The following is a 25568-nucleotide window of genomic DNA, read 5'->3' as shown; positions in this document are numbered from 1 at the left end:
GCCGAGGCCTATTCGCCCTCGGTGTGCTCGAGGAGGTCGGAGTGGATCTCACGCATCGCGATGGACAGCGGCTTCTCCTGCAGACCGGGCTCGACGAGCGGGCCGACGTACTCGAGGATGCCGTCGCCGAGCTGGTTGTAGTAGTCGTTGATCTGGCGTGCGCGCTTGGCCGCGTAGATCACCAGCGCGTACTTCGACGATGCACGTTCGAGGAGTTCGTCGATCGGCGGATTGGTGATACCCAGCGGGGTGTCGTAGGCCGGCGCGTCGGCGATCTCGGTGAAGTCGAAGTTGGTCTGGGTGCTCACACAATCTCCTGTGGGTTTGATGCTGCCCGGATGTCAGCGGCTGGGACATCGGGTCCAACCAGCAAGGATACCAACTCGGAGGCCACCTGGTCGACTTCGCTGTTCACCAACACGTGGTCGAACTCGTCGGAGGCGGCCATTTCGGTGCGGGCGGTCTCCAGGCGGCGCGCCACGGCCTCGGGGGTTTCGGTGCCACGTCCGGTCAGTCGGGTGACCAGATCGTCCCAGCTCGGCGGCGCCAGGAACACGCTGATCGCCTCGGGAAGCCGGCGCACCACGTTGCGGAAGCCGACGAGGTCGACCTCGATGAGCACCGGCAGACCGCGCTCCAGGGCGTCGAGAACCGGCCGGCACGGTGTTCCCGACCGTTGCAGACCGCCGTGGATCTCCGCCCATTCGAGGAGCTCGTCGTCGGCGATCATGCGGTCGAACTCGTCGTTGCCGACGAAGTGATAGTCGCGGCCGTCGACCTCTCCGGGCCGGGGCGCGCGGGTCGTCGCCGAGACGCTGAACCAGAGCTGCGGAACCAGCTCACGGACGCGGGCGACGACGGTGGATTTACCCACGGCCGAGGGGCCGACCAGTACAACCAGTCGGCCCCTCGTGTGGTGTTCGGTGTGCTCGGTCAGGAGCTGAACTTCTCGAGCAGTGCTTTGCGCTGACGATCACCGAGGCCACGCAGGCGGCGCGTCGGGGCGATCTCCAGCTCGGTCATGATCTCCTGCGCCTTGACCTTGCCGACCTTGGGCAATGCCTCGAGCAGGGCCGAGACCTTCATCTTGCCCAGGATTTCATCGTTCTCGGCGTCGGCGAGGACCTGCTTGAGGTCGGTGCCGCCGCGCTTCAGGCGCTCTTTGAGCTCGGCGCGGGCCCGCCGAGCGGCAGCAGCCTTCTCCAACGCGGCAGCGCGCTGCTCGTCTGTCAACTGGGGAAGGGCCACGGGTTCCTCCGTCTTTCGGTGTCTTCGATTGGTCTGCCACCGGCCGCCGGATGGCGGTGCGGTGACTGTGGTCGCAGAAGCGACGTCGCCGAATGTGGCGGCGAAAGCGACCGTACCCACGTGAGCAGGCATTTGCGAGGGCCACCCCTGCAAAACCCGGGGATCCGGGTGTTGTAGCGTGCCGCCCGCCAAGAACGTAGCCGAGTGGTCCGACAATGGTCGCGCGCACCGCCCTGACGACGCGTTTTGCGAGGAAACCGCAGGTCAGGAGGCAATGTGGCGTGGCCCATACCCCGACCGGTGTCTGCACACGCCGAGAATGCGCCCTGACCGGCGCTGATGCTGCTGTGACGGGAGTGATGGCACGGAAATTTCTGGAAAGAGTCACGTTTCGCGCGTGTCGCGAGCGCTTCGACCGTCGCGATTCCGGTCGCAGTCATGAAATCCGGCTGGGGCCGATGCTGCGGCCAGAAAGTGCAGGTGCGGCCAGAGACTGCGGACGCTCAGCCGAGCGCGGCCTCGACCTCGTCGCGGGTGCGGGTGAACTCGGCTCGCAATGCGGCGACGTCGGGTCCGGCGCGCAGCACGCCGCGGCTCGATGCGGGCAGCACCCAGGCGGGGTCGGCGCCGGCGAACACCTCGGGCAGGTCGGCCGGCGTGGCGCCCTGGGCACCGAGGCCGGGCGAGAGGATCGGGCCGTTCAGACCGGACAGGTCGAGGCCGTGCGCGCGTGTCGCGCCGACGACAAGGCCGAGCGTGGCGGTGCCGTCGGCGTTCTCCACCGCGGCGGCGTCGACGATGGATTGGGCCACGGTGCCCTTCGACACGCTCGCAAGCTCGCTGCTCAGGGATCGGCCCTTCGACAGGCTCAGGGACCGGGCGGGATCGGCCAGGGAGCGGGCGGGATCGGCCAGCTGCACCCCGGCCCCCTCCGGGTTCGAGGTGCGCGCGAGCACGAAGACGCCGCGCTGCCCGGCACGGGCCGCGTCGATGGCCGGCGAGAGCGACCCGAAGCCGAGGTACGGGGAGGCGGTGACGGCGTCCGAGCACAGCGGTGAGCGGTCGTCGAGCCACGCCGTCGCATAGGCGGCCATCGTCGATCCGATGTCGCCCCGTTTGGCATCGGCCAGGACCAGAGCACCGGCCTCCTGACAGCCGCGGATGACGCGTTCGAGCACGGCGAAGCCGGCCGAGCCGAAGACCTCGAAAAAGGCCACCTGCGGCTTGATCACCGCCGCGACGGGTCCGAGGGCTTCGACGCAGATGTCCGCGAACCGGGCGAGGCCGTCGGCCGAGACCGGCAGACCCCACTGCTCGAGCAGCTCGGCATGGGGATCGATACCGGCACACAGCCGCCCACGGCTCGTAACCGCGGCGCGGTGCCGAGTGCCGAACCCCGTCATCGTCGATTCACCAACACCGCGTGGCGCCGCTGCAGCGACTCCACCGACATCTCTCCGGCGAGTGCCGCCTCGATGCCCTGCACGGCCGCGCTGGCGCCCTGCACGGTGGTGATGCAGGGGATGTTCACCGACACGGCGGCGCTGCGGATCTCGTAGCCGTCCACGCGCGGCCCGGAGTTGCCGTACGGCGTGTTGATCACCATCGAGACCTCCCCGGCCCGGATGATGTCCACGATCGTCGGCTCCCCATGCGCCGCCTCGAAGTGTTTGCGCACGGTCCGGCAGTGGATACCGTTGCGGCGCAACACATCTGCGGTCCCCTCGGTGGCCAGGATCTCGAATCCGAGGTCGGCGAGGTGTTTGACCGGGAAGATCAGGGCGCGCTTGTCCTTGTTGGCCACCGACACGAACACCGCACCCGAGGTGGGCAGCGACCCGTAGGCGGCGGTCTGCGACTTGGCGAAAGCCCGGCCGAAGTCGGCGTCGATGCCCATCACCTCACCGGTGGACTTCATCTCCGGGCTCAGCAGGGAGTCGACACCGGTGCCGTCCTCGCGACGGAACCGGTTGAACGGCAGCACCGCTTCCTTCACCGAGATCGGTGCCTCGGCGGGCGACTCGCCGCCGTCACCCTCCTTGGGGAGCACGCCCTGCTCCCGCAGTTCGGCGATCGAGGTGCCCAGCATCACCCGGGCGCACGCCTTGGCCAGCTGCACCGCGGTGGCCTTCGACACGAACGGCACGGTCCGGCTCGCCCGCGGATTGGCCTCCAGCACATAGAGGACATCGTCCTTGAGCGCGTACTGCACGTTGAGCAGCCCACGCACCCCGATGCCCTTCGCGAGCGCCTCGGTGGAGGCCCGCACCATCGCGAGGTCCGAGCGGCCGAGCGTCACCGGCGGCAGCGCACACGCCGAGTCGCCCGAGTGGATGCCGGCCTCCTCGATGTGCTCCATCACGCCGCCGAGGTAGACCTCGGTGCCGTCGCACAGCGCATCCACGTCGATCTCGACCGCGTCCTCGAGGAACCGGTCGACCAGCACCGGGTGGTCGGGCGTGAGTTCGGTGGCGCGGGAGATGTAGTCCTGCAGCGAGCGCTCGTCGTAGACGATCTCCATGCCGCGTCCGCCGAGGACGTAGGAAGGCCGTACGAGCACCGGGTAGCCGATGCGGGCGGCGGTGTCGCGGGCCTCGTCGAAGCTGGTGGCGGTACCGAAGGCCGGTGCGGGCAGTCCGGCTGCGGTGAGGACCTTGCCGAACTCGCCGCGATCCTCGGCGAGGTCGATCGCCGCGGGACCGGTGCCGACGATCGGCACGCCGGCGGTCTCGAGGCGGTGCGCCAACCCGAGCGGGGTCTGGCCGCCGAGCTGCACGATCACACCCGCGACGGTGCCGGACTCGGACTCGGCCCGGTACACCTCGAGGACGTCCTCGAAGGTCAGCGGCTCGAAGTACAGCCGGTCGGCGGTGTCGTAGTCGGTGGACACCGTCTCCGGGTTGCAGTTCACCATGACCGTCTCGTAGCCGGCCTCGCTGAGCGTGATGGCGGCGTGCACGCACGAGTAGTCGAACTCGATGCCCTGACCGATGCGGTTGGGCCCGGAGCCGAGGATCAGCACCTTGGGCCGCTCCGGCTGCGGCGCGATCTCGCTGGTGGCGGCCGGGTCGAGCTCGTAGGTCGAATAGTGGTAAGGCGTCTTCGCCTCGAACTCGGCGGCGCAGGTGTCGACGGTCTTGTAGACCGGATGCACACCGAGCGTGCCGCGCAGTTCGCGGACCGCCGCCTCGTCGGCGAGATCGGTACGCAGTGCGGCGATCTGGCGGTCGGAGAAGCCCGACGACTTGGCCAGCCGCAGCAGCGGCTCGTCGAGCGTGTCGGCGTCGCGGATGTCCGCGCCGAGCGCACCGATTGCGCCGATCTCGGCGAGGAACCAGGGGTCGATGGCGGTCGCCTCATAGAGCTGCTCCACCGACGCGCCGGCGTCGAACGCCAGCATGATGCCGTACAGGCGCCCGTCCCTGGGGACCCTGAGTTCGGCGAGAAGCGCGTCGAGATCGACCGTCGACGGGTCGGGACGGTCGGCCTCGGTCCAGAAGCCGGCCGCCTTGGTCTCCAGCGAGCGCATCACCTTTCCGAGGGCCTCGGCGAAGCTGCGGCCCAGGCTCATCGCCTCACCGACCGACTTCATCGTGGTGGTCAGCGTGTCGTCGGCGCCGGGGAACTTCTCGAACGCGAACCGCGGGGCCTTCACCACGACGTAGTCGAGGGTCGGCTCGAAGCAGGCTGGGGTCTCCTTGGTGATGTCGTTGACGATCTCGTCGAGGCTGTAGCCGATGGCGAGCTTCGCGGCGATCTTGGCGATCGGGAATCCGGTTGCCTTGGAGGCCAGGGCGGACGAGCGCGACACGCGCGGGTTCATCTCGATGACGACGAGGCGTCCGTCGCGCGGGTCCTGCGCGAACTGGATGTTGCAGCCGCCGGTGTCCACGCCGACCTCGCGCAGGATGGCGATCGAGAGGTCACGCATCTTCTGGTATTCGCGGTCGGTCAGCGTCATGGCCGGCGCGACGGTGACCGAGTCGCCGGTGTGCACGCCGACCGGGTCGACGTTCTCGATCGAGCAGACGACCACCACGTTGTCGCGGTTGTCGCGCATCAGCTCGAGTTCGTATTCCTTCCATCCGAGGATGGACTCCTCGATGAGGACGTTCGCGGTCGGCGACGCGGCCAGGCCGCCGCCGGCGATGCGGTCGAGGTCGGCCTCGTCGTAGGCCATGCCGGAACCGAGGCCGCCCATGGTGAACGACGGGCGCACCACCACCGGGTAGCCGAGTTCGGCGACGGTGGCGTGCACCTCGTCCATCGTGTGGCAGACGGCCGACCGCGCGCTCTCGCCGCCGACCTTGGCGACGATGTCCTTGAACATCTGCCGGTCCTCGCCGCGCTGGATCGCGTCGAAGTCGGCGCCGATCAGCTCGATTCCGTACTTCTCGAGCGATCCCCGATCGTGCAGTGCGACGGCGGTGTTCAGGGCGGTCTGCCCACCGAGGGTGGCCAGCACGGCGTCGATCGGGTGGCCGGCGTCGCGTTCGGTCTCGATGACCTTCTCGACGTACTCGGCCGTGATCGGTTCGACATAGGTGGCGTCGGCGAACTCCGGGTCGGTCATGATGGTGGCCGGGTTGGAGTTCACCAGGCTCACCCGCAGGCCCTCGGCCTTGAGCACGCGGCACGCCTGCGTGCCGGAGTAGTCGAACTCGCAGGCCTGGCCGATGACGATCGGGCCCGACCCGATGACCAGGACGTGGGAGAGGTCGGTACGGCGCGGCATCAGGCCCTCGTTCCGTGAGTGTGCGCACCCTCCATCAGGGTGACGAACTTGTCGAACAGGTACGCGGCGTCGTGCGGCCCGGCGGCCGCCTCGGGGTGATACTGCACCGAGAAGGCTTGTCCGGATGCGAGTTCCACGCCCTCGACGACCCCGTCGTTGGCGCAGACGTGGCTGACGCGGGCGCGACCGTGCTCGGTGTCGAACTCCTCACCGGCCTCGCCCTCGAGTGCGAAGCCGTGGTTCTGCGCGGTGATCGACACGGTGCCGGTCGCCGAGTCGATGACCGGTATGTTGATGCCGCGGTGGCCGAACTTCATCTTGTACGTGCCCCGACCGAGCGCCCGCCCGAGGATCTGGTTGCCGAAGCAGATGCCGAACAGCGGGAGACCTTCGCCCAGAACACCTTTGGTCAGTTCGACCATCGCGTTCGCGGTCGCCGGGTCGCCCGGCCCGTTTGACAGGAACACCCCGTCGGGTTTGAGGTCGGTGATGGCGTCGAGCCCGACGGTCGACGGCAGCACGTGGACGCGGACACCGCGTTCGGCGAACATCCGCGGGGTGTTGGTCTTGATGCCGAGATCCAGCGCGGCGACGGTGAAGCGGGTCTCGCCGGCCGGTTCGATGACATAGCCCTGATCGGTGGTCACCTCGCCGGCGAGGTCGGCGCCCTTCATCTCCGGCTGGTTGCGCACCGCGGCGAGAAGTTCGGCGTCGTCGGCGACGGCGGGTCCGGAGAACACGCCGGCCCGCATCGAGCCGTGGTCCCGCAGGATGCGCACCACGGTGCGGGTGTCGATCCCGGCGATGCCAACGATCCCCTGCCGCTGCAGTTCCTCGTCGAGCGAGGTGGTGGCGCGCCAATTCGACACGCGGCGGGTGGGATTGCGGACCGCGTACCCGGCGACCCAGATCTTGCCGCCGTGACTCTCGTCGTCCTCGTCGTTCCAGCCGGTGTTACCGATCTGCGGAGCGGTGGCCACGACGATCTGCCGGTGGTAGCTCGGGTCGGTGAGGGTCTCCTGGTAGCCGGTCATGGCGGTGCAGAACACCGCCTCGCCGAGCGTCTCGCCGACCGCGCCGAACGGCACGCCGCGGAAGACCTGCCCGTTCTCCAGCACGAGAACCGCTGTGCTCATTGCTCTTTCCCTTGCTCTGTGGTGGTGGGGCCCGGTTTGGCCGCGAAGTCGGCCACCCAGCCCGGATAGACGGCCTTGTCGTCGGCGCGCAGGCCGGAGTCGATCTCGGTGCCCGACGGCAGCACCCAGCGGATGACGAGGACACCGTCGGCCGTCATCACCTTCCCGGCCAGGCCCCGCTCGGTGCGCACCGCGGTGATCGACGTCCGCGGAATCCAGATGTCGGAGGCGCCCTTCCGGTCGATGAGGATGCCGTCGGGGTAGGCCGACATCGCCGCGGCGGCCCGATCCCCGAAGTCGCCCACCGCGATCCGGTCCTGCCAGCTCGGCGCGAGGGTGCTGCCGACGTACAGCCCGGTGTCCGGTCCGCGCAGCGGCTCCGGCAATTCGGTTGGCGCGACGGGGAGTTCGCCGATCGTCTCGGCCTGTCGGCGGCCACGGTTGCGCCAGCCACGCAGCGCGAGCGCCACCAGGCCGGCCCACACCAGGACGACGACCAGCAGCACGACGAGTTCGAAACCGCTCATCGGGTGACCTCGCCGTCGCGTGCCGTGACCACACCGCGCAGCACGGTCGTGGTGACCGTCGCCGGCATCGTCATCGCCTCGTACGGGGTGTTGGCCGAGAGGCTCGCCAGGTCGGGGCCGTGCACCACCCACGATGCCTCCGGGTCGATCAGCGCCAGGTTGCCCGGCTCCCCCACCGCGATCGGGCGCCCCTGGTCGGTGAGGCCCACGATCTGTGCGGGCCGTTCGCTCATCACCCGCGCCACCCCACGCCAGTCGAGCAGGCCCGGGTTGACCATGGTCTCCACCACGATGGGCAGCGCGGTCTGCAGACCGAGCATGCCCGGCCGGGCGAGGGCGAACTCGCACGCCTTCTCCTGCGCCGCATGCGGTGCGTGATCTGTTGCGACGCAATCGATCACACCGTCGGCGAGGGCTTGGCGCAGAGCCGTCTTGTCGCGGGTCTCGCGCAGCGGCGGATTGACCTTGTTCACCGCGTCATACGTGCTCAACCGGGAGTCGTCGAGCAGCAGGTGATGCGGGGTGACCTCGGCACTGATCGCGATGCCCTGCTCGCGCGCCCAGCGCAGCAGCTCCACGGTGCCCTCGGTGGACGCGTGGCAGATGTGCACGCGGGTGCCGGCGTCGCGGGCGAGCAGGGCGTCGCGGATGACGATGGACTCCTCGGCGGCGCGTGGCCAGCCGGTCAGTCCCAGGCGGGACGCGGTCGGTCCCTCGTGGGCGATGGCGCCGACGGTCAGACGCGGTTCTTCGGCGTGCTGTGCGATCAGCACGTCGAGGCTCTTCGCGTACTCCAGCGCGCGGCGCATGAGCAGCGGGTCGGCGACGCACTTGCCGTCGTCGCTGAACATCCGCACCCCGGCGACGCCGGCGTTCATCATGCCCATCTCGGCGAGCTGTTTACCCTCGAGCCCGACGGTGACCGCACCGATCGGGTACACGTCGACCAGGCCGATGTCGCGGCCGGTGCGCCATACGTTGTCGGTGACCGTCGAGTTGTCGGCGACCGGGTTGGTGTTGGCCATCGCGAACACCGCGGTGAAGCCGCCGAGCGCCGCCGCGGCCGAGCCGGTGCGGATGGTCTCGGTGTCCTCGCGGCCGGGTTCGCGCAGGTGGACGTGCAGGTCGACGAAACCGGGCAGGGCGATCGCGCCGCCACCGTCGACAGTCTCCACCCCGTCGGGGGCGGTCAGTCCGGCGCCGATCTCGGTGATCTCGCCGTCGACGACGAGCACGTCGACCAGCTCACCCTCGCCGTACGGGCGGACATCGGTGATCAGGACCGAACCGGTCGCCGGCATCGAGGGAGAGTTCACTGGGCGGCTCCTGAGCTGTCGGTGCCGACGAGCAGGCGGAACAGCACCGCCATCCGCACATGCACACCGTTGCGGACCTGTTCGAGGACGGTGGCCTGCGGCGAGTCGGCCACCGAGTAGCCGATCTCCATGCCGCGCAACATCGGACCCGGATGCAGGACGACGGCGTTCTCGTCGAGCAGGGCGAGGCGCCGTTCGCTGAGTCCGAACCGCACCGAGTATTCGCGGGAGCTCGGGAAGAACCCGCCGTTCATCCGCTCGGCCTGCACGCGCAGCATCATCACCGCGTCCACCGCGGCCAGCTCCGCGTCCAGGTTGCCGGACACGGTCACCGGCCACTCCTCGACACCGACCGGCAGCAGCGTGGCCGGCGCGACGAGCACCACCTCGGCCCCGAGGGTGGACAGCAGGTGCGCGTTGGACCGCGCGACCCGCGAGTGCAGGATGTCGCCGACGATCGCGATGCGGCGGCCGGTGAGCGAACCGAGCCGCTGCCGCAGCGTCAGCGCGTCGAGCAGCGCCTGGGTGGGGTGTTCGTGCATGCCGTCGCCGGCGTTGATGACCGCCGGCCCGGACACCGCTCCGGCATCGTCGATCTCGGCCGTCCACTCGGCGATCTGATGGGCGGCACCCGACGCGGGATGACGCACGATCAGCGCGTCGGCGCCAGCCGCCCGCAGCGTTTTCGCGGTGTCGCGCAACGACTCTCCCTTGCCGGCCGAGCTCGACGAGGCACTGACGTTGATCACGTCGGCGCTCATCCACTTCCCCGCCACCTCGAAGGAGACCCGGGTGCGGGTGGAGTTCTCGTAGAACACGGTCATCACGGTGCGACCGCGCAGGGTGGGCAGCTTGCGGACCTCGCGGCCGGTCAACGCCTGTTCGAAACGTTCGGCCTCGTCCAGCAACTCGGTCGCCTCGTCGAGGCTCAGGTCCGCCGTGGACAGCAGGTGCCGCATCACGCTTGCACCTTGCCGCTCAGCACGACCTCGTCGACGCCGTCGGATTCGACGAGGTGCACGGCGACGTTCTCGTCGCGGGAGGTCGGGATGTTCTTGCCGACGTAGTCGGCGCGCAGCGGCAGCTCGCGGTGTCCGCGGTCGACGAGCACCGCGAGTTGCACAGCGTCCGGGCGACCGAGATCCCGCAGCGCGTCGAGGGCCGCGCGGACGGTGCGGCCGGAGAACAGGACGTCGTCGACGAGGACCACGACGGAGTTGTCGACACCGCCGGCGGGAACCACCGTGCGTTCGAGGGGGCGATGCGGCTTGGCGCGCAGATCGTCGCGGTAGAGCGTGATGTCGAGGTAACCGACAGGCACCTCGGTACCGGCGAACTCGTTGATCTTCTCCGCCAGCCGGTCAGCGAGAAACGTTCCGCGAGTGGGGATTCCGATGATCACGACCCGGGGGGCATCCGGGGAGCCCAAGGCGGTCTTCTCGATCACCTGATGGGCCACCCGGGCAATGGTGCGTGCGACGTCAGAAGCGTCGAGCAGCACACGTTCGGCCACGCGGACCTCCTTCTCCGCCTCGCCGGACGGATCGTTAAAGGATGTCTGTCTCGCCGAGACACTCTACACGCCGGGGTCGACATCCTCGGATTCGGTCGACGGCGAGGCGGCCGTGACATCGGCCCCGCCCGCTTCGCTCCCGGCGGCCGTGACATCGGCCCCGCCCGCTCCGCTCCCGGCGGCCGCTGCAGCACGCACCTGCGGTGCGAGCTCCGCGATCTTCGCGAGCACGCCGTTGACGAAGGCAGGCGATTCGTCGGTGGACAGCTCCTTGGCCAGTTCGACGGCCTCGTCGACGATCACGATCTCGTCGACGTCGGTGGCGTTGAACAGCTCCCAGGTGGCCTGCCGCAGGATCGCCCGGTCGACCGCCGGCAGCCGCTCCAGGGTCCACCCCCGCAGGTGCGACGAGATGACCGCGTCGATCTGCGACTGGTCGTCGGCCAGGCCGTCGACGACCGTCGCGGTGTAGGGGTGGATCGTGCCGACGCTCTCGTCGTGACGCACGAACTCGCGCCGCTCGGCGACCAGCTGGGCCGGGCTGACGTTCTTGGCCTCGGCCTCGAACAGCAGGTCGACGGTGCGGCGACGCGCCTTGTGCCGGGTTCCGGATTGCTTCACTACGGTCCCGACAGATCAGCCGTTGACGCGGCCGAGATAGCTGCCGTCGCGGGAGTCGACCTTGAGCCGGTCGCCGGTGTTGATGAACAGCGGGACCTGGATCTCGGTGCCGCTCTCCATGGTGGCGGGCTTGGTGCCGCCGGTGGATCGATCACCCTGCAGACCGGGATCGGTGTGGGTGACCTCCATCTCGACGGTGACCGGGAGCTCGATGAACAGCGGGGTGCCGTCGTTCAGCGACACCTGCACGGTCATGTTCTCCAGCAGGAAGCGGGCTCCGTCGCCGACGGTCTCCGGCGACAGGGCGTACTGCTCGTAGTCCTGCGCGTCCATGAACACGTAGTCGGTGCCGTCGTTGTAGAGGAAGGTCATGTCGCGACGGTCGACGGTCGCGGTCTCCACCTTGACGCCGGCGTTGAAGGTCTTGTCGACGGTCTTGCCGGACATCACGTTCTTGATCTTGGTGCGCACGAACGCCGGGCCCTTGCCGGGCTTGACGTGCTGGAACTCCAGGATCTGCCAGAGCTGGTCGTCCATGCGCAGCACGAGGCCGTTCTTGAAATCGGCGGTGGTCGCCATGTGTATCTCTTCCCTTACATCTTCGTGTGACCGTCAGATGACGGTGAATGCCTTGTCGGTGCCGGTCAGCAGGTCCGGGGCGGTCTCGGTGACGATGAGTGTGTCCTCGATCCGGACGCCACCTCGTCCGGGGAGGTAGACGCCGGGCTCCACGGTGACCGCTGCACCGCAAGGCAGTGTACCCGCCGCCAGCGCGCCGATTCCCGGCGCTTCGTGGATCTGCAGGCCGACGCCGTGCCCGAGACCGTGCACGTAATGATCGCCGTGGCCCGCGTCGGCGATCACCGAGCGTGCCGCCGCGTCGATCTCGCGCAGGTCCGCGCCGGGCGTCAGCGCGTCCCGGCCCGCCGCCTGCGCCTCGGCGACCAGGGCGTAGATCTCGCGCTGCCAGTCGGCGGCCCGGCCCAGCACGTAGGTGCGGGTCATGTCGGAGTGGTAGCCGCCGACGACCGCCCCGAAGTCGATCTTGACGAAGTCGCCGTCGGCGAGGACCGCGTCGGTCGGCCGGTGATGCGGGATCGCCGAGTTGGCCCCGGCGGCGACGATGGTCTCGAACGAGATCGCGTCGGCGCCGAGCGCGTACATCTCCCATTCGAGGGTGCGCGCGACCTCCCGTTCGGTGGCGCCCGGCCGGATCACCCCACGTTCGACGATCGCGGCCAGCGCCTGATCGCCCACCGCGCAAGCGCGGCGCAGCAATTCGATCTCGCCGGCGTCCTTGACCTCGCGCAGGCCCTGCACCAGGCCGGTCCGCCCCACCAGGTCGGGTGCGGGGTCGGTGTCGTCGAAACGCGCGAGGAGCGCCCGGTGTTCGGCGACGGTGACCGCGTCGGCCTCGAATCCGATGGTGCCGGCGCCCGCGTCGCGGGCGCGGTCGACGAGTTCGGCCAGGCAGTTGCGCGCGATGACCGCCGCCAGGTCGGGGGCCTGTTCGGCGACCTGGGTGAGGTAGCGCCCGTCGGTGCAGATGCGGTCGGCGAGCGGGTCGTCGGCCCAGACCAGGACCGCGGCGTTGGAGCCGGTGAAGCCGGTCAGGTAGCGGACGTTGACGAGGTCGCTGACCACGATGGCCTCGACCGCGGGATCCGAGGTGGCCAACGCGTTGCGCAATCGGTCACGTCGGGCTCGGAAATCGCTGGTCACGGCGTCTGAGGGCATGGGGACACGCTACCGTGCGGGCGGGTCGAGGTTGGTGAACACGTTCTAGTCCATTACCCTGCACGCATGTCTTCGTGGTTACTGCGTGGTCTGGCCATGACTGCCGTTCATGTCATCGCCCGAGTCCTCCTCGGCATCGCCGTCGTCCAGGCACCGCTGCACTCCACCACCTGGAAGACGATCGCCATCGGCGCCGTCGTGCTCCTCGCACTGATCTGGGGCGGCATCGACGGCATGGCCGACGCCCGCGCCAACGAGGACCCCGACGACTACGCGGACCTGACCGTGCGCTGGCTGCAGGCCGGCCTGCTGGCGGGGGTGCTTGCGGGGCTGATCGGCTGGATTCTCGGCAAGTTCGTATTCGCCGGCATCGGGCAGGCGAATCTCTTCACCGAATTGATCGCGGGCGGCTCGTTCACCGCCCTCTTGATCTTCTTCCCGGCGTTCCTCGGCGCGGCGGTCGGCAGGTGGCTGGTCCGCCGGCAGAACCGCTCCGACGACTCCGACGACGACTGGTCGGTGCACCCCGACCGCGACGAGACCGGTCACATCGTCAACAGTTGAGCCACCGCGGCTACAGCAGCACCCCGCCGGCCGGCTTCGCGTCACCGGCGATGGCCGAGTAGGCCGCGGCGATGAGTCCGGGATCGGGTCCCTCGAGCCGTCCGGGTTTGGCGAGGCCGTCGAGGACCACGAAACGCAGCACACCTGACCGGTTCTTCTTGTCGCCGGCCATGCCCTCCATCAGGTCGGGCAGCGCGTCGGCGTCGTAGCTCGTCGGCAGGCCCACGAGCTCCAGCACCCGCCGATGCCGGTCGGCGGTCTCGTCGTCGAGGCGGCCGGCCAACCGCGCGAGTTCGGCGACGAACACTAGCCCGACCGCGACCGCGGCCCCGTGCCGCCAGCGGTAGCGTTCCCGGCGCTCGATGGCGTGACCCATGGTGTGGCCGTAGTTGAGGATCTCGCGCAGCGAGGACTCCTTCAGGTCGGCCGACACGACGTCGGCCTTCACCTGCACCGACCGCCGGATCAGTTCCGGCAGAACGGTTCCGGTCGGGTCGACGGCCGCGGCGGGATCGGCTTCGATGATGTCGAGGATGACCGGGTCGGCGATGAATCCGGTCTTGATCACCTCGGCCAGACCCGCGACGACCTCGTTGGGCGGCACGGTCTCCAGCGTCGCGATGTCGATCAGCACGGCGTCGGGTTCATGGAAGGATCCGACGAGGTTCTTGCCGGCGTCGGTATTGATGCCGGTCTTCCCGCCGACCGCGGCGTCGACCATGGCGAGCAGCGTGGTCGGGATGTGGATGACCCCGATCCCGCGCATCCAGGTCGCCGCGACGAAGCCCGCCAGGTCGGTCGCCGCTCCCCCGCCGAGGCTGATCACCTTGTCGTTGCGCTTGAGGCCGATGCGGCCGAAGACGTCCCAGCAGAACGCCGCGACCGACAGGTCCTTGCCCGCCTCGGCATCCGGGATCTCGATCCGGTGCGCGTCGAAACCCTTGTCCGCCAAGAACTCCCGAATCTGTTCCGCGGTCTGCGCGAGTGTGGGCTGATACAGGATGGCGACCCGGTCGGCGCCGTGGGCGGCCTCGGCGACCTCGGCGAGGAGGCCCCGGCCGATCACCACGTCGTAGGGCGCGCCCGCGTTGACCGCGATCCTGATCGGAGCGGGAATCGGCTCGGTCATCTCGGGGTGGCCCTTTCCGGTACGAGGGTGTCGGCGAGCAGTTCGATGACGACGTCGGCCACCGCCTCCGGGTCGCCGGCCGCCGCGTCGACGGCCATCGTGCCGACCCGGTGATAGGTCTCGTCGCGCGCCTCGAGCAGTGCGCGGTAGCGCTCGTGCGGGTCGTCGCCGGCGATCAGCGGGCGGTCGCTGTCCTTGACGCGTTCGAAGCCGTCGTCGGCGGTGATGCGGAGGTAGACGACGTGGTGTCCGTGCAACGCGTCCGCGACCGCCGGGGTCATCACGGAGCCGCCGCCGAGCGCGATCACGCCGGGGTGGCTGCCGAGCACGTCGATCACCACGTCGCGTTCGATCTCCCGGAACCGTTCGGGTCCGTCGGTGGTGAAGATGTCCGGGATCGACCGGCCCGCACGTCGCACGAGTTCGGAGTCGGTGTCGATGAAGTCGACGCCCAGCCGGTCGGCCACGATGCGGCCGACGGTCGACTTGCCGGCACCCATGAAACCGATCAGCACGACGACGGGGCGGTGGCTCGCCTCGCCGGTGTCGGCGCGGGCGTTCATGACGCGTGGTGTGGGGGCCGGGCCTCGACGTGCTTGAGGTAACCGGCCAGGTTCTCGGCGGTCTCCCCGGCCGAGTCGCCGCCGAATTTCTCCAGCGCGGCCTGGGCGAGCACCAGCGCCACCATGGCCTCGGCGACCACACCGGCCGCCGGCACCGCACACACATCCGACCGCTGGTGGATGGCCACGGCCTCCTCGCCGGTGGACATGTCGACGGTGGACAGGGCACGCGGCACCGTCGAGATCGGTTTCATCGCGATCCGCACCCGGACGTCCTCCCCGTTGGTCATGCCGCCCTCGAGCCCGCCCGCACGGTTGGTGGAGCGGAGCACGCCGTCGGGGCCGGGCACCATCTCGTCGTGCGCCGCGCTGCCGCGCCGGCGGGCGGTGGTGAAACCGTCGCCGACCTCGACACCCTTGATCGCCTGGATGCCCATCAGTGCTCCGGCGAGGCGCGCGTCGAGGCGAGTTTCGCCGCTGACGTGCGAGCCGAGTCCGACCGGCACGCCGGTGGCCACCACCTCGACGACGCCGCCGAGGGTGTCGCCGTCCTTCTTGGCCGCCTCGATCTCGGCGATCATCTGCTCTTCGGAGGCCTTCGCGAACGCACGCACCGGGCTCTCGTCGATCGCCGCGAGATCGCTGTATCGGGGTGCGGGGCCGTCGTAGGGGTCGCTGGCGCCGATGGAGATGACGTGCGAGAGCACCTCGATGCCGAAAACCTGACGCAGGAAGTTGCGGGCGACGGTGCCGGCGGCGACGCGGGCCGCGGTCTCGCGGGCGCTGGCGCGTTCGAGCACGGGCCGGGCGTCGTCGAAGCCGTATTTGAGCATGCCGGAGAAGTCGGCGTGGCCGGGCCGCGGCCGTGTCAGGGGCGCATTGCGGGCGCTGCCCTCGAGTTCGGTCGGGTCGACCGGGTCGGGGGCCATCACGGTCTCCCACTTCGGCCACTCCGAGTTGGCGATCTCGACGGCGACCGGACCGCCCATCGTGCGGCCGTGACGCAGTCCGCCGACCAGCGTGATCTTGTCGGCCTCGAACTTCATCCGGGCGCCGCGACCATAGCCGAGGCGGCGGCGGGCGAGTTGTTCGGCGATGTCGGACGAGGTGACCTCCACTCCGGCGACCATCCCCTCGACGATGGCGACCAGGGCCGGGCCATGGGACTCTCCGGCGGTTATCCAGCGCAACACAAGGGTCAATTGTTCCATGCGCCCGATGGCATCGGGCACACGGTCGCGGCCACCGGCGCGCGGGACGCCGCACCACCGGCCGACCGTGACCGATTCAGTGCGCGGCGGTCGACGCCAACCCCTGCCGCCACCTCTCCCGCAGCACCCCCGGGCTGGCACCGAACCACCGCTGACACGACCGGGACAGGACACTCTGCTCGGCGTAGCCCAGTTCGCGCGCGAGGTGACTCAGTGCGATGTCGGTGTCGCGCAGATACCGCACGGCCATCTCACGCCGCACGTCGTCGACGACGGCGTTGAAGGTCGTCCCCTCGGAGACCAGCCGCCGTCGCAACGTCTTGGGGTGCAGGCGGAATTGCTCGGCGACGATCGGCACCGTGGCCGAACCGGTCGGCAGCAGCTGTCGGACGAGTTCGCGGATCGCCGAGGCCATTGTCGGCCGGTGCCGGTCGATGACGGTGTCGAGATAGTCGAGCACGACGCGGTGGGCCATCTCGTCGGGCACCAGCGGTCGGCGGAGTTCGGACGCCAGCACGGTCATGCCGGCCCGCGGCGCGGAGAACGTCGGTGTGCAGGAGAAGTACCGCAGGTACTCCTCGGGCGGCACCAGCGGTGCGTGCGGGATGTGCACCGCCGTCGGTGCATAGCCCGACCCGAGCAGGAAGCGCAGCACCCGCAGCATCACGCCCAGCCCCAGTTCGATGACCTGCGGGCATGCGGGCGGATGGGCGATCAGGATCTTGAACTCCACAAATGACGTTTCGTCGCCGGGTTCGATCACCACCGAATTGGACGGGCTGTAGGTGCCGAGATAGTTCTCGAAGATGTCGATCGCCGAGGCCACGGACTGTGCGGTGCGGGCCGCGACGCCGACCGGACCGAACATCTCGATGCCCTGACGCTGGGCGAGCCGGCGCCCGAAGTCGGGAGTCCGGGTGGCCCTGGCCGCCGACTCGACCGCGTCGATGTGTGCCAGGTAGGTGATGAACGCGTCGAAGTTGCCGACATCGGACGCCTGGATACCGGCGGAGGCGAGCAGCGCGTCCGGGTCGCCGCCCAGTTCGGACACCAGTTGCGGATAGCCGCGCAACGAAGTGCCCCGGATCACAGACATGTTCCCTACTGTCAAACAGTTGGTCTCTGGTGTCAATACTCACCCCACTCCCGGAGGGCAAACTCACATCACTGACACCGAATGGTGAAAAGTCACAGCCGCAACAGAAAGGTGACAGCGAAACATGACCGACAAGAACCGCAAGTGGTTGCTTGCCAAGCGCCCCACGGGAATCGTGGGCCCCGAGGATTTCGATCTGGCCACAGAGCCCGTGCCGCCGATCGCCGAGGGTGAGTTCCTCGTGCGCAATCGGTGGCTGTCGTGCGACCCCGCGCAGCGCACCTACATGGAGTTCGACAGCTACATCCCGGCCGTCGAGATCGGCGCGATGATGGTCGGCGCATCCGCCGGCGAGGTCGTCGAGTCCCGCCACCCCGACTTCAAGGTCGGTGACGTGGTGTCCGGTGCCTTCGGCTGGCAGGACTATGCGATCAGCGACGGCGCCCCCTTCGCGGGCCTCATCCCGCCGGTGGTGATTCCGGAAGGCGTCGACGCGCCGACCGCGCTGTCCCTGTTCGGCATCACCGGGCTCACCGCCTACATCGGCCTGATCGACGTGGCCGAGGTCAAGGCCGGCGACACCGTCGTCGTATCCGGTGCCGCGGGTGCCGTCGGGTCGGTCGTCTGCCAGATCGCCAAGATCAAGGGTGCCCGCGTCGTGGGCATCGCCGGCGGAGCCCGCAAGTGCGACATGCTGCGCAACGAGCTCGGCGCCGACGACGCGATCGACTACAAGAACTCCGACGTCGTCGCCCGTCTCGCCGAGACGTGCCCGGACGGCGTCGACGTGTTCTTCGACAATGTCGGCGGCGAGATCCTCGACGCAGTGCTCGGCCACATCGCGGTCGGCGCACGGATCGCGCTCTGCGGGTCCGTGGCGGGCTACAGCGAGACGCAGGGACGCATGCCCGTCTACAACGTCTTCAACCTCACCCTGCAGCGCGCCACCATGCGCGGCTTCCTGGTCTTCGATCGCCTCGATCGGGCCGACGCGGCGATCACCGACCTCGCGACCTGGGCCGCCGAAGGAAAGATCAAGAACCAGATCGACGTCGTCGAGGGTCTCGAGAACGCTCCCGCCGCCCTCCGGCGCCTCTTCACCGGCGAGAACATCGGCAAGCAGCTCGTCAAGATCACCGACTGACCGTCCACAACTCTCGAAAAACGAACTCCCACAACAAGAAAAGGACACTCTCATGGGAATGCTGGAGAACAAGAAGGCCATCGTCACCGGTGGCGCCAACGGCATCGGCGAACAGACCGTACGGCTGTTCCTCGAAGAAGGTGCCAGCGTCGTGATCGCCGACATGAACGCCGAGCGCGGCAAGCAGCTGGCCGACGAACTGGGCTCCAAGGCCGCGTTCGTCGAGGTCGACCTCTCCGCGCAGGAACAGATCGGGCCGATGATCGAGCAGGCCGTGGGCTTCCTCGGCGGCCTGGACATCCTGGTCAACAACGCCGGTTTCGGTATCTTCGGCCGCACCCACCTGATCGATCCGGAGGACTGGTACCGGATCATCGAGGTCAACCTCAACGCGTTGTTCCACACCTGCCGTCACGCCGTGCCGCACATGATGGAGCAGGGCGGCAGCATCATCAACACCGCTTCGGTGTCGGGCACCCGCGCCGACTACGGGTTCAACGCCTATGCCGCGGCCAAGGGCGGCGTGATCAACTACACCCGCAACCTGGCGCTGGACTACGCGCTGGACAACATCCGCGTCAACTGCATCTCCCCCGGTCTGATCGAGACGCAGCTGACCGGCCCGCTGCGCGGACATCCGGATGCCTTCCAGAGCTACATGGATAACATCCCGATGTCGCGGGTCGGCTCGCCGAAGGAGATCGCCAACGTCATGCTGTTCCTGGCCTCGGACCTGGCGTCCTACGTCACCGGCCAGGAGATCCCGGTCGACGGCGGCGTGACCGCGTGGAACGGTCAGCCCCGCTTCCTCAAGCACTTCGGTGACACCGTCGTCAAGGGCTGAGCGACGCCGAGCACCACTCGAGCCGGCCGGACTTTGCTCCGGCCGGCTCGGTCCCGTTCATCCGGACCAGCCGCTCCACGCGCCACCCGACAGCAGCAGGCACACGGTCGCGCCGAACAGCGCCGGCGCGTGCGGCAGTGCGTCCCGGGTGCGCAGTCCGGCGTGGGCGGCGAACCCGATGATCGACGCGAGAAACACCACGAGCAGGGCGGTCGCCACATCGGCGACGAGACCACCGAGGACGAACGCGAGTTTCGCGTCGCCACCGCCGCACAGACCGGCCAGCGCCGCGACGAGGTAGGGCACCGCTGCGACGGTGGCGGTCAGACCGACCATCGGGTGTGTCGTCGCCATCCCGACGGTTGCCACGATCCCGGGCCAGACCAGCGCCGTCGGTATCCGTCGGGTACGCAGGTCCCCGACGGTGATCCGGCACAACCACAGCAGCACGACCCACACGACCATCCATCGAGCGTGCCGCACAATCCGCCGGCCGCCGATTTCTCATCCACAGGTCAGTGCACGCCCAGCGCCGCCGCCATCGCCTCCCGGGGAGCCGGTTGCCCGGTGAACTGTTCGACCTGGCTGAACGCCTGATGCAGCAGCATCACGAGCCCGCCCACGACGCGTCCGCCCGCGTCGGTGACCGCGGTCGCCAGCGGCGTCGGCCACGGGTGATAGATCACGTCGACCAAGCGCGGCGCCCCGGCCAGTGCCGGCACCAGCGCGACCGCGCCGTCGGCGGGCACGGTGGAGATCACCACACCGCTGCCACCGGCGCGGTCGGCCAGGGCGTCGTCGGCGACGAACGGCAGCACCGAGGTGTCCATCCCCAGCCGCCGGGCCAGCCCGGTGACCGGGGCGGCGCGTCCGGCGTCCCGGGCGACGACGGTGAGGTGGGTGTACCCGGCGTCGGCCAGGGCCGCCACCGACGGGAGTGCGGTGCCGCCGTTGCCGATCAGGGTCGCCGTCGGGTTGGCCGCGGCGTCGGCCCCGACCTCGGCCAACGTTCCCGCGATGCCGTCGATGTCGGTGCAGTCGGCGCGCCAACCGCGGTCCGTGCGCACCAGGGTGTTGGCCGATCCGATCATCTCCGCCCGCGCGGTGCGTTCGTCGGCGAAGGCCAGCGCCGCCAGCTTGGCCGGCATGGTCACCGAGAACCCGACATACTCGGGGCCGGCACCGGACACCACGCCCGGCAGTTGCTCGCCGGTGCATTCGATGCGCTCATAGGTCCAGTCGAGCAGACCCAGCGCGCGGTAGGCCGCCAGGTGCAGGTCCGGCGACCGCGAATGACCGACCGGTGAGCCGAGCACGGCGGCCCGGCGAGCTTTCGAATCCATCGCGTTCAGCTGCAGCCCGTCGTGAGGAGTTTGTTCTCGCAAGCCTTTTCACGATTACGCTTGTGCTCGTCGAAGTCGTCGGCGAACAGCGTCGTGCCCTTGTTGTCGACGGTGACGAAGTACAGCCACCGCCCGTCGGCCGGGTGTTCGGTGGCCTCGAGTGCGGCCTTTCCGACCGCGCCGATCGGCGTGACCGGGAGGCCTTCCACCCGGTAGGTGTTCCACGGGTTGTCGGCGGTGTAGTTGTCCCCGTGCACGTCGATGTTGGTCACCTGGGCGGTGTAGTTGGCCGTCGAATCCATTTCCAGCCGTTGACCTTTGGCCAGCCGGTTGAGAATCACCCGGGCGACCTTGGGGTAGTCGTCGGCGTTGGCGACCTCGCGCTCGACGACCGACGCCGCGGTCAGCGTCTGATAGGGCGTGAGATTCGATTCGCGCTCGGTGAGCAGACCCCACTCCTCGTAGCGGGCCGCGCTGGCGACGATGAGGTCGCGCAGGATCTGCACCGGCGAGTGGTTCGGGTCGATGCGCTCCCAGGTGCCCGGCGCGATCAGCCCTTCGATGCGGCGGTGGTCGCCGGGCAGCGACTCGACGGCCGGCCGCGCCCAGTCGGGGATGCCGAGTTCGTCGACCGATGCCGTGGCCGCGGCCTGCTGGAGTTGCTCGACCGTGGCACCGACCCGTTGTCCGTTCACCGTCACCGCGGTCGCATCGGCGATGCGGTGGAAGATGCCGATGGTGGTCTTGCCGTCGATGCCCTTCTTGTCGTCGAGTTGCAGACCCTCGGGGACGATGATGCGGCCGACGCGGTGATCGACACCGGTCATCATGTCGACCGCGGTCGCGGCGGGAATCTGGGTGCGCAGCTTGTAGTAGCCCCCCGACATCGCCTGCCCGCCCGCCGCGTTGACGAAGGCGTTGACGCTGCCGACGACGTCGTTCTGTTCGAGGATGCGGCCGAAGTCGGCGATCGTCGAGTCGTCCGGGATGTCGACGACGACGTCGGCGGTGCCGGCGGCATTGGAATAGTCCTTGTTGTTCTCGAACACCCCGAGTTTGCGGAGCCCGACGAAACCGACGCCCGCGACCAGCGCGACCAGGCAGATCAGGGTCACCCCGAGGACGATGCGACGGCGAAGATAGTTGGGCCGCTTGTCCTTCTTCTGCTTGGGACGCTTCGGCTTGGTGGGCCGCTTCGCGGGCTTCGGCTGCTTCGACGGCCGGGGTTCGGTCGTCGGCGCGGCCAGGTCCTCGTCGGTGTCCAGGAAGTGGGTGACCGTCGCGGTGCCCGCGGCAGCGGAGGCGGGCGCGCCGGAGGAAGCCGGGCGGGGCGCCGTCGGCGGGGTCCGGCGGGGCATGGCACGCCGCAGCGGATCGTCGTACTCCCCGGACGTGACATGCAGCCGTTCGGCCGGCTGCGCCCACATCGTGCCGGTGTCCGACGTGACCGTGTCCGACGCCGACGGCGATTCACGGAAGGAGCCGGTGTCGCTCTCGCCCGTCGACGTCTCGACCCGACGACGCCGGTGCCGGGTCGTCGGTTTGCCGTCGGCGGGCTGCGTGAAATAACGCAGCCGGTCGAGGTCGAGCTTGTCGGTCGCGGCGTCGGAGAACTCGTGACGCCGGGGCCGAGCGCGGTCGTCACTCACCGAGCGCAGCCTCCCGGAGGGCATGCAGGACTCATCGTCGCGTATCCAGCCACCCCTGCAGGATAGCGACCGCGGCAGCCTGATCAATCACGGCGCGCGCAGAGCGGGCGTCACGTCCGCTCGCCCGCAGCGATTGTGCCGCGGTCACCGTGGTCAGACGCTCGTCGGAGTATTCGACCGGAATCGGCGCCAGGCGTGTCGCGAGACGATCCCCGAACTCGCGGGCGGCATCGGCCGCGGCACCGCGCTCGTTCCGCAACGTCTTGGGCATTCCGACGATGACGCCGACCACCTCGTACTCCTCGGCGATCGCCGCGATGCGGCCGATGTCACCGTCGGTCTTCGGGGTCCGGGCCACCGTCTCGACCGGGGTGGCGAGGATGCCGTCGGGGTCACAGACCGCGACGCCGATCCGGACACTGCCGACGTCGATGCCGAGCCGACGGCCGCGAGTCGGGCTCATCGATCGCGCACGAGCTCGCGGATGCGGGCCATCGCCGCGTCCACGCCGGCCGCATCGGTGCCCGAGCCCTGCGCGAGGTCGGGTTTGCCGCCGCCGCGTCCGCCGACGAGTCCGGAGATCTCCTTCACCAGGTCACCGGCCTTGATGCCGAGGCCGCGCGCGGCGTCGGTGGTGGCGATGACGAACGGGACCTTGTCGTCGGCCGCCGAGAACACCGCGACGACCGCCGGGCGGTCGGCGACGCGGCCGCGCAGATCGGTCGCCAGGGTGCGGAGGTTGCCGGCGTCGACACCGTCGGGCAGCCGGCCACCGACGATCAGCGTCTGCCCCGATGTCACCGCGGCGTCGACCAGCCCGCCGGCGGCGGCCCGGGCCGACTCGGCGCGCAGCTTCTCGACCTCTTTCTCCGCGTCCCGCAGCTTGGTCACCAGTTGTTCGACGCGGCCGGGCACCTCCTCGGACGGCACCTTCAGCGACGACGCCAGCCCGGCGAGCAGCGCCCGCTCCTTGGACAGGTAACGGAAGGAGTCCATCCCGACGTACGCCTCGACACGCCGCACACCCGAGCCGACCGACGATTCGCCGATGAGGGTGACCGGACCGATCTGGGCCGACGACGCGACATGCGTGCCGCCGCATAGCTCCATCGAGAACGGTCCGCCGATCTCCACCACGCGCACCACGTCGCCGTAGTTCTCGCCGAACAACGCGATGGCGCCCATCGACTTGGCCTCGGTGAGACCGGTCTCGAAGGTGTGGACGGGATAGTTGGCCTCCACCGCGGCGTTGCTGATCTCCTCGATCTCGCGACGCTGGCTCTCCGACAACGGTTTTCCGGAGTGGAAGTCGAACCGCAGGTAACCCGGACGGTTGAGCGAACCGGCCTGGGTGGCGGTGGGCCCGAGGACCTCACGCAGCGCGGCGTGCACCATGTGCGTTCCTGAGTGTCCCTGCGTCGCACCGTGGCGCCACGACTGGTCGACCGTGGCGATGACCTCGTCGCCCTCGGCGATCTCGCCCTCGTCGACGACGACCTTGTGCAGCCACACCGACTTGCCGGCCTTCTGTACGTCGGTGACCCGCAGTCGCACCCCGTCGCCGGTGGTGATGGTGCCGACGTCGGCCATCTGGCCGCCGGATTCGGCGTAGAGCGGGGTCCGGTCGAGGATCACGACCAGTTCGGAGCCCGGCGCCGCGGAGGTGACCCGTGCGCCGTCGGCGACGAGCCCGAGGACCTTGGCCTCGCTGACGAGCTCGCCGAATCCGGTGAACTCGGTCGGGCCGCGGTCGAGGAACTCGCGGTACACCGAGAGGTCGGCGTGCCCGGTCTTGCGAGCGGTCGCATCCGCCTTGGCGCGTTGCTTCTGCTCGGCCATCAGCGCGGTGAAGCCGGCCTGGTCGACGTCGAGTCCGGCTTCGGCGGCCATCTCGAGGGTCAGGTCGATCGGGAAACCGTAGGTGTCGTGCAGGGTGAAGGCGTCGTCACCGCTGATCACCGACGCCTCGGCGGCCTTCGTCGCCGCGGCGGCGTCGGCGAACAGCTTCGACCCGGCGGCCAGGGTCTTGGAGAACGAGGCCTCCTCACCGACGGCGACGTCGATGATGTGGCGTCGCTGCTCGGCGAGGTTCGGGTACGACGGCGACATGGTGTCGATGACGAGTTCGATGAAGGCGCCCATCGTCGGCCGGTCGGCGCCGAGCAGACGAACCGACCGCACGACGCGGCGCAGCAGGCGCCGCAGCACGTATCCGCGGCCGTCGTTGCCGGGCAGCACGCCGTCGCCGATGAGCATCGCGGCGGTGCGGGCGTGGTCGGCGATGACACGGAACTTCACGTCGTCGTCGTGGTTGCCGGCACCGTAGGCGCGGCCGGTCAGCTCGGCGGCGAGGTCGATGATCGGCTTGAGCAGGTCCGTCTCGTAGACGTTGTCGACACCCTGCAGCAGGCAGGCGACACGTTCGATGCCCATGCCGGTGTCGATGTTCTTCTTGGGCAGCGGCCCGAGGATCTCGTAGTTGTCCTTGCCGCCGCCGGGCCCGCGGACGTTCTGCATGAACACGAGGTTCCAGATCTCGATGTAGCGGTCTTCGTCGGCCTCGGGGCCGCCCTCGACGCCGTAGTCGGGGCCACGGTCGTAGAAGATCTCCGAGCACGGCCCGCACGGTCCGGGCACGCCCATCGACCAGTAGTTGTCCTTGAGACCGCGGCGCTGGATGCGCTCGGCGGGCACGCCGATCTCGTCGCGCCAGATGGCCTCGGCCTCGTCGTCGTCGAGATAGACGGTCGGCCACAGCTTGTCGGCCGGGATGCCGTAGCCGCCGTCGGCAACACTGTTGGTCAGCAGTGTCCAGGCGAACTGGATCGCCTCGCGCTTGAAGTAGTCGCCGAACGAGAAATTGCCGGCCATCTGGAAGAAGGTGTTGTGCCGGGTGGTGATGCCGACCTCGTCGATGTCGAGGGTGCGCACGCACTTCTGCACGCTGGTGGCGCGGGAGAAGTCGGGGGTCTGTTCGCCGAGGAAGAACGGCTTGAACGGCACCATGCCGGCGTTGACGAACAGCAGGTTCGGGTCGTCGAGGATCAGCGACGCGCTGGGCACCTCGGTGTGCCCCGCCTTGATGAAGTGATCGAGGAAACGCTGCCTGATGTCGTGGGTCTGCACGACATACCAGCTTACCGTCGCATCGGGCCACCACCGCGCCCCACCGGCCGGTCCGCCGGGGATGCA

At 69.2% G+C, this 25568-nt stretch carries 24 protein-coding genes and 1 pseudogene; 3 read left to right on the top strand and 22 right to left on the bottom strand.

Annotated features, from left to right (window positions below):
- Window positions 1-8 precede the first annotated feature (8 nt).
- The 13 genes and pseudogenes from rpoZ to ACWDTI_RS10960 form a co-directional block, all read right to left on the bottom strand.
- Complete coding sequence (rpoZ, locus tag ACWDTI_RS11020) at window positions 9-308, bottom strand: DNA-directed RNA polymerase subunit omega (protein WP_449738115.1); 300 nt, start codon at window positions 306-308, stop codon at window positions 9-11.
- Window positions 305-937, bottom strand: coding sequence for a guanylate kinase (gene gmk, locus ACWDTI_RS11015; RefSeq protein ID WP_449738300.1), 633 nt, complete (start codon window positions 935-937; stop codon window positions 305-307). Before gmk ends, rpoZ begins: the two co-directional genes overlap by 4 nt.
- Entirely contained in the window at window positions 934-1248 is a 315-nt protein-coding gene (gene mihF, locus ACWDTI_RS11010; RefSeq protein ID WP_449738114.1) for an integration host factor, actinobacterial type, read from the bottom strand. Before mihF ends, gmk begins: the two co-directional genes overlap by 4 nt.
- 503 nt (window positions 1249-1751) lie before the next feature.
- A complete protein-coding gene (pyrF, locus tag ACWDTI_RS11005) occupies window positions 1752-2651 on the bottom strand; it encodes an orotidine-5'-phosphate decarboxylase (RefSeq protein WP_449738113.1) in 900 nt (299 codons plus the stop codon).
- Window positions 2648-5983: a carbamoyl-phosphate synthase large subunit gene (gene carB, locus ACWDTI_RS11000; protein ID WP_449738112.1), complete on the bottom strand. Its 3336-nt coding sequence runs from the start codon at window positions 5981-5983 to the stop codon at window positions 2648-2650. Before carB ends, pyrF begins: the two co-directional genes overlap by 4 nt.
- Window positions 5983-7119, bottom strand: coding sequence for a glutamine-hydrolyzing carbamoyl-phosphate synthase small subunit (carA, locus tag ACWDTI_RS10995; RefSeq protein WP_449738111.1), 1137 nt, complete (start codon window positions 7117-7119; stop codon window positions 5983-5985). Before carA ends, carB begins: the two co-directional genes overlap by 1 nt.
- Complete coding sequence (locus ACWDTI_RS10990; protein WP_449738110.1) at window positions 7116-7646, bottom strand: PH-like domain-containing protein; 531 nt, start codon at window positions 7644-7646, stop codon at window positions 7116-7118. The genes carA and ACWDTI_RS10990 overlap by 4 nt, the downstream gene beginning before the upstream one ends.
- Window positions 7643-8947 carry a dihydroorotase gene (locus ACWDTI_RS10985; protein ID WP_449738299.1) on the bottom strand — a complete coding sequence of 435 codons (1305 nt, stop codon included), beginning with the start codon at window positions 8945-8947 and terminating at the stop codon, window positions 7643-7645. Before ACWDTI_RS10985 ends, ACWDTI_RS10990 begins: the two co-directional genes overlap by 4 nt.
- Window positions 8948-8958: 11 nt before the next feature.
- Window positions 8959-9921, bottom strand: a complete 963-nt coding sequence (locus ACWDTI_RS10980; protein ID WP_449738298.1) for an aspartate carbamoyltransferase catalytic subunit — start codon at window positions 9919-9921, stop codon at window positions 8959-8961.
- Window positions 9921-10475: a bifunctional pyr operon transcriptional regulator/uracil phosphoribosyltransferase PyrR gene (gene pyrR / locus ACWDTI_RS10975; protein ID WP_449738109.1), complete on the bottom strand. Its 555-nt coding sequence runs from the start codon at window positions 10473-10475 to the stop codon at window positions 9921-9923. The genes ACWDTI_RS10980 and pyrR overlap by 1 nt, the downstream gene beginning before the upstream one ends.
- Window positions 10476-10646: 171 nt before the next feature.
- Window positions 10647-11096 (bottom strand): annotated as a pseudogene (gene nusB / locus ACWDTI_RS10970) (transcription antitermination factor NusB); the annotation flags it as partial.
- 15 nt (window positions 11097-11111) lie between these two features.
- Window positions 11112-11675: an elongation factor P gene (gene efp, locus ACWDTI_RS10965; RefSeq protein WP_449738108.1), complete on the bottom strand. Its 564-nt coding sequence runs from the start codon at window positions 11673-11675 to the stop codon at window positions 11112-11114.
- Window positions 11676-11708: 33 nt separating this feature from the next.
- A complete protein-coding gene (locus tag ACWDTI_RS10960) occupies window positions 11709-12833 on the bottom strand; it encodes an aminopeptidase P family protein (protein WP_449738107.1) in 1125 nt (374 codons plus the stop codon).
- 66 nt (window positions 12834-12899) lie between these two features.
- On the opposite strand from ACWDTI_RS10960, the gene ACWDTI_RS10955 reads away from it, so the two are divergent.
- Window positions 12900-13397, top strand: coding sequence for a B-4DMT family transporter (locus ACWDTI_RS10955; protein ID WP_449738106.1), 498 nt, complete (start codon window positions 12900-12902; stop codon window positions 13395-13397).
- A 10-nt stretch (window positions 13398-13407) separates the two neighbouring features.
- Here ACWDTI_RS10955 and aroB read toward each other — a convergent pair whose 3' ends face one another.
- From aroB to ACWDTI_RS10935, 4 genes are all read right to left on the bottom strand, one after another.
- Window positions 13408-14526: a 3-dehydroquinate synthase gene (gene aroB / locus ACWDTI_RS10950; RefSeq protein WP_449738105.1), complete on the bottom strand. Its 1119-nt coding sequence runs from the start codon at window positions 14524-14526 to the stop codon at window positions 13408-13410.
- Entirely contained in the window at window positions 14523-15089 is a 567-nt protein-coding gene (locus ACWDTI_RS10945) for a shikimate kinase (RefSeq protein WP_449738104.1), read from the bottom strand. The genes aroB and ACWDTI_RS10945 overlap by 4 nt, the downstream gene beginning before the upstream one ends.
- Window positions 15086-16300, bottom strand: a complete 1215-nt coding sequence (gene aroC / locus ACWDTI_RS10940; RefSeq protein ID WP_449738103.1) for a chorismate synthase — start codon at window positions 16298-16300, stop codon at window positions 15086-15088. The genes ACWDTI_RS10945 and aroC overlap by 4 nt, the downstream gene beginning before the upstream one ends.
- Before the next feature lie 76 nt (window positions 16301-16376).
- Entirely contained in the window at window positions 16377-17396 is a 1020-nt protein-coding gene (locus ACWDTI_RS10935; RefSeq protein ID WP_449738102.1) for an AraC family transcriptional regulator, read from the bottom strand.
- 124 nt (window positions 17397-17520) lie between these two features.
- Between ACWDTI_RS10935 and ACWDTI_RS10930 the strand changes: the two genes are divergently transcribed.
- Together ACWDTI_RS10930 and ACWDTI_RS10925 are read left to right on the top strand one after the other, a co-directional pair.
- A complete protein-coding gene (locus tag ACWDTI_RS10930) occupies window positions 17521-18540 on the top strand; it encodes an NADP-dependent oxidoreductase (RefSeq protein WP_449738101.1) in 1020 nt (339 codons plus the stop codon).
- 52 nt (window positions 18541-18592) lie between these two features.
- The gene (locus tag ACWDTI_RS10925; protein WP_449738100.1) at window positions 18593-19384 is read left to right on the top strand and encodes an SDR family NAD(P)-dependent oxidoreductase; all 792 of its coding nucleotides are present in this window, start codon (window positions 18593-18595) and stop codon (window positions 19382-19384) included.
- Between the two features lie 57 nt (window positions 19385-19441).
- Here the strand turns inward: ACWDTI_RS10925 and ACWDTI_RS10920 are convergent, their stop codons facing one another.
- The 5 genes from ACWDTI_RS10920 to alaS are packed head-to-tail and all read right to left on the bottom strand — an operon-like array spanning window position 19442 to window position 25502.
- The gene (locus ACWDTI_RS10920) at window positions 19442-19849 is read right to left on the bottom strand and encodes a prepilin peptidase (RefSeq protein WP_449738099.1); all 408 of its coding nucleotides are present in this window, start codon (window positions 19847-19849) and stop codon (window positions 19442-19444) included.
- A 50-nt stretch (window positions 19850-19899) separates the two neighbouring features.
- Window positions 19900-20727, bottom strand: coding sequence for a shikimate dehydrogenase (locus ACWDTI_RS10915; protein WP_449738098.1), 828 nt, complete (start codon window positions 20725-20727; stop codon window positions 19900-19902).
- A gap of 5 nt (window positions 20728-20732) precedes the next feature.
- The gene (gene mltG, locus ACWDTI_RS10910; RefSeq protein ID WP_449738097.1) at window positions 20733-22376 is read right to left on the bottom strand and encodes an endolytic transglycosylase MltG; all 1644 of its coding nucleotides are present in this window, start codon (window positions 22374-22376) and stop codon (window positions 20733-20735) included.
- 31 nt (window positions 22377-22407) lie between these two features.
- Entirely contained in the window at window positions 22408-22839 is a 432-nt protein-coding gene (ruvX, locus tag ACWDTI_RS10905; protein WP_449738096.1) for a Holliday junction resolvase RuvX, read from the bottom strand.
- Window positions 22836-25502: an alanine--tRNA ligase gene (alaS, locus tag ACWDTI_RS10900; protein ID WP_449738297.1), complete on the bottom strand. Its 2667-nt coding sequence runs from the start codon at window positions 25500-25502 to the stop codon at window positions 22836-22838. Before alaS ends, ruvX begins: the two co-directional genes overlap by 4 nt.
- Window positions 25503-25568 lie beyond the last annotated feature (66 nt).

It is taken from the genome of Gordonia sp. NPDC003424 (genome assembly GCF_053588655.1).
This window is presented reverse-complemented; position numbering and strand designations above follow the sequence as displayed.

Bases quoted from the DNA above. Each gene is read 5' to 3' on its own strand.
- carA (WP_449738111.1), bottom strand. From the start codon at position 7,119: ATGAGCACAGCGGTTCTCGTGCTGGAGAACGGGCAGGTCTTCCGCGGC.
- ruvX (WP_449738096.1), bottom strand. From the start codon at position 22,839: ATGAGCCCGACTCGCGGCCGTCGGCTCGGCATCGACGTCGGCAGTGTC.
- efp (WP_449738108.1), bottom strand. From the start codon at position 11,675: ATGGCGACCACCGCCGATTTCAAGAACGGCCTCGTGCTGCGCATGGAC.
- ACWDTI_RS10915 (WP_449738098.1), bottom strand. From the start codon at position 20,727: ATGGATTCGAAAGCTCGCCGGGCCGCCGTGCTCGGCTCACCGGTCGGT.
- ACWDTI_RS10935 (WP_449738102.1), bottom strand. From the start codon at position 17,396: ATGTCTGTGATCCGGGGCACTTCGTTGCGCGGCTATCCGCAACTGGTG.
- ACWDTI_RS10955 (WP_449738106.1), top strand. From the start codon at position 12,900: ATGTCTTCGTGGTTACTGCGTGGTCTGGCCATGACTGCCGTTCATGTC.
- ACWDTI_RS10960 (WP_449738107.1), bottom strand. From the start codon at position 12,833: ATGCCCTCAGACGCCGTGACCAGCGATTTCCGAGCCCGACGTGACCGA.
- ACWDTI_RS10990 (WP_449738110.1), bottom strand. From the start codon at position 7,646: ATGAGCGGTTTCGAACTCGTCGTGCTGCTGGTCGTCGTCCTGGTGTGG.
- ACWDTI_RS10925 (WP_449738100.1), top strand. From the start codon at position 18,593: ATGGGAATGCTGGAGAACAAGAAGGCCATCGTCACCGGTGGCGCCAAC.
- aroB (WP_449738105.1), bottom strand. From the start codon at position 14,526: ATGACCGAGCCGATTCCCGCTCCGATCAGGATCGCGGTCAACGCGGGC.
- aroC (WP_449738103.1), bottom strand. From the start codon at position 16,300: ATGGAACAATTGACCCTTGTGTTGCGCTGGATAACCGCCGGAGAGTCC.
- ACWDTI_RS10920 (WP_449738099.1), bottom strand. From the start codon at position 19,849: ATGGTCGTGTGGGTCGTGCTGCTGTGGTTGTGCCGGATCACCGTCGGG.
- ACWDTI_RS10930 (WP_449738101.1), top strand. From the start codon at position 17,521: ATGACCGACAAGAACCGCAAGTGGTTGCTTGCCAAGCGCCCCACGGGA.
- carB (WP_449738112.1), bottom strand. From the start codon at position 5,983: ATGCCGCGCCGTACCGACCTCTCCCACGTCCTGGTCATCGGGTCGGGC.
- ACWDTI_RS10945 (WP_449738104.1), bottom strand. From the start codon at position 15,089: ATGAACGCCCGCGCCGACACCGGCGAGGCGAGCCACCGCCCCGTCGTC.
- pyrF (WP_449738113.1), bottom strand. From the start codon at position 2,651: ATGACGGGGTTCGGCACTCGGCACCGCGCCGCGGTTACGAGCCGTGGG.
- ACWDTI_RS10980 (WP_449738298.1), bottom strand. From the start codon at position 9,921: ATGCGGCACCTGCTGTCCACGGCGGACCTGAGCCTCGACGAGGCGACC.
- ACWDTI_RS10985 (WP_449738299.1), bottom strand. From the start codon at position 8,947: ATGCCGGCGACCGGTTCGGTCCTGATCACCGATGTCCGCCCGTACGGC.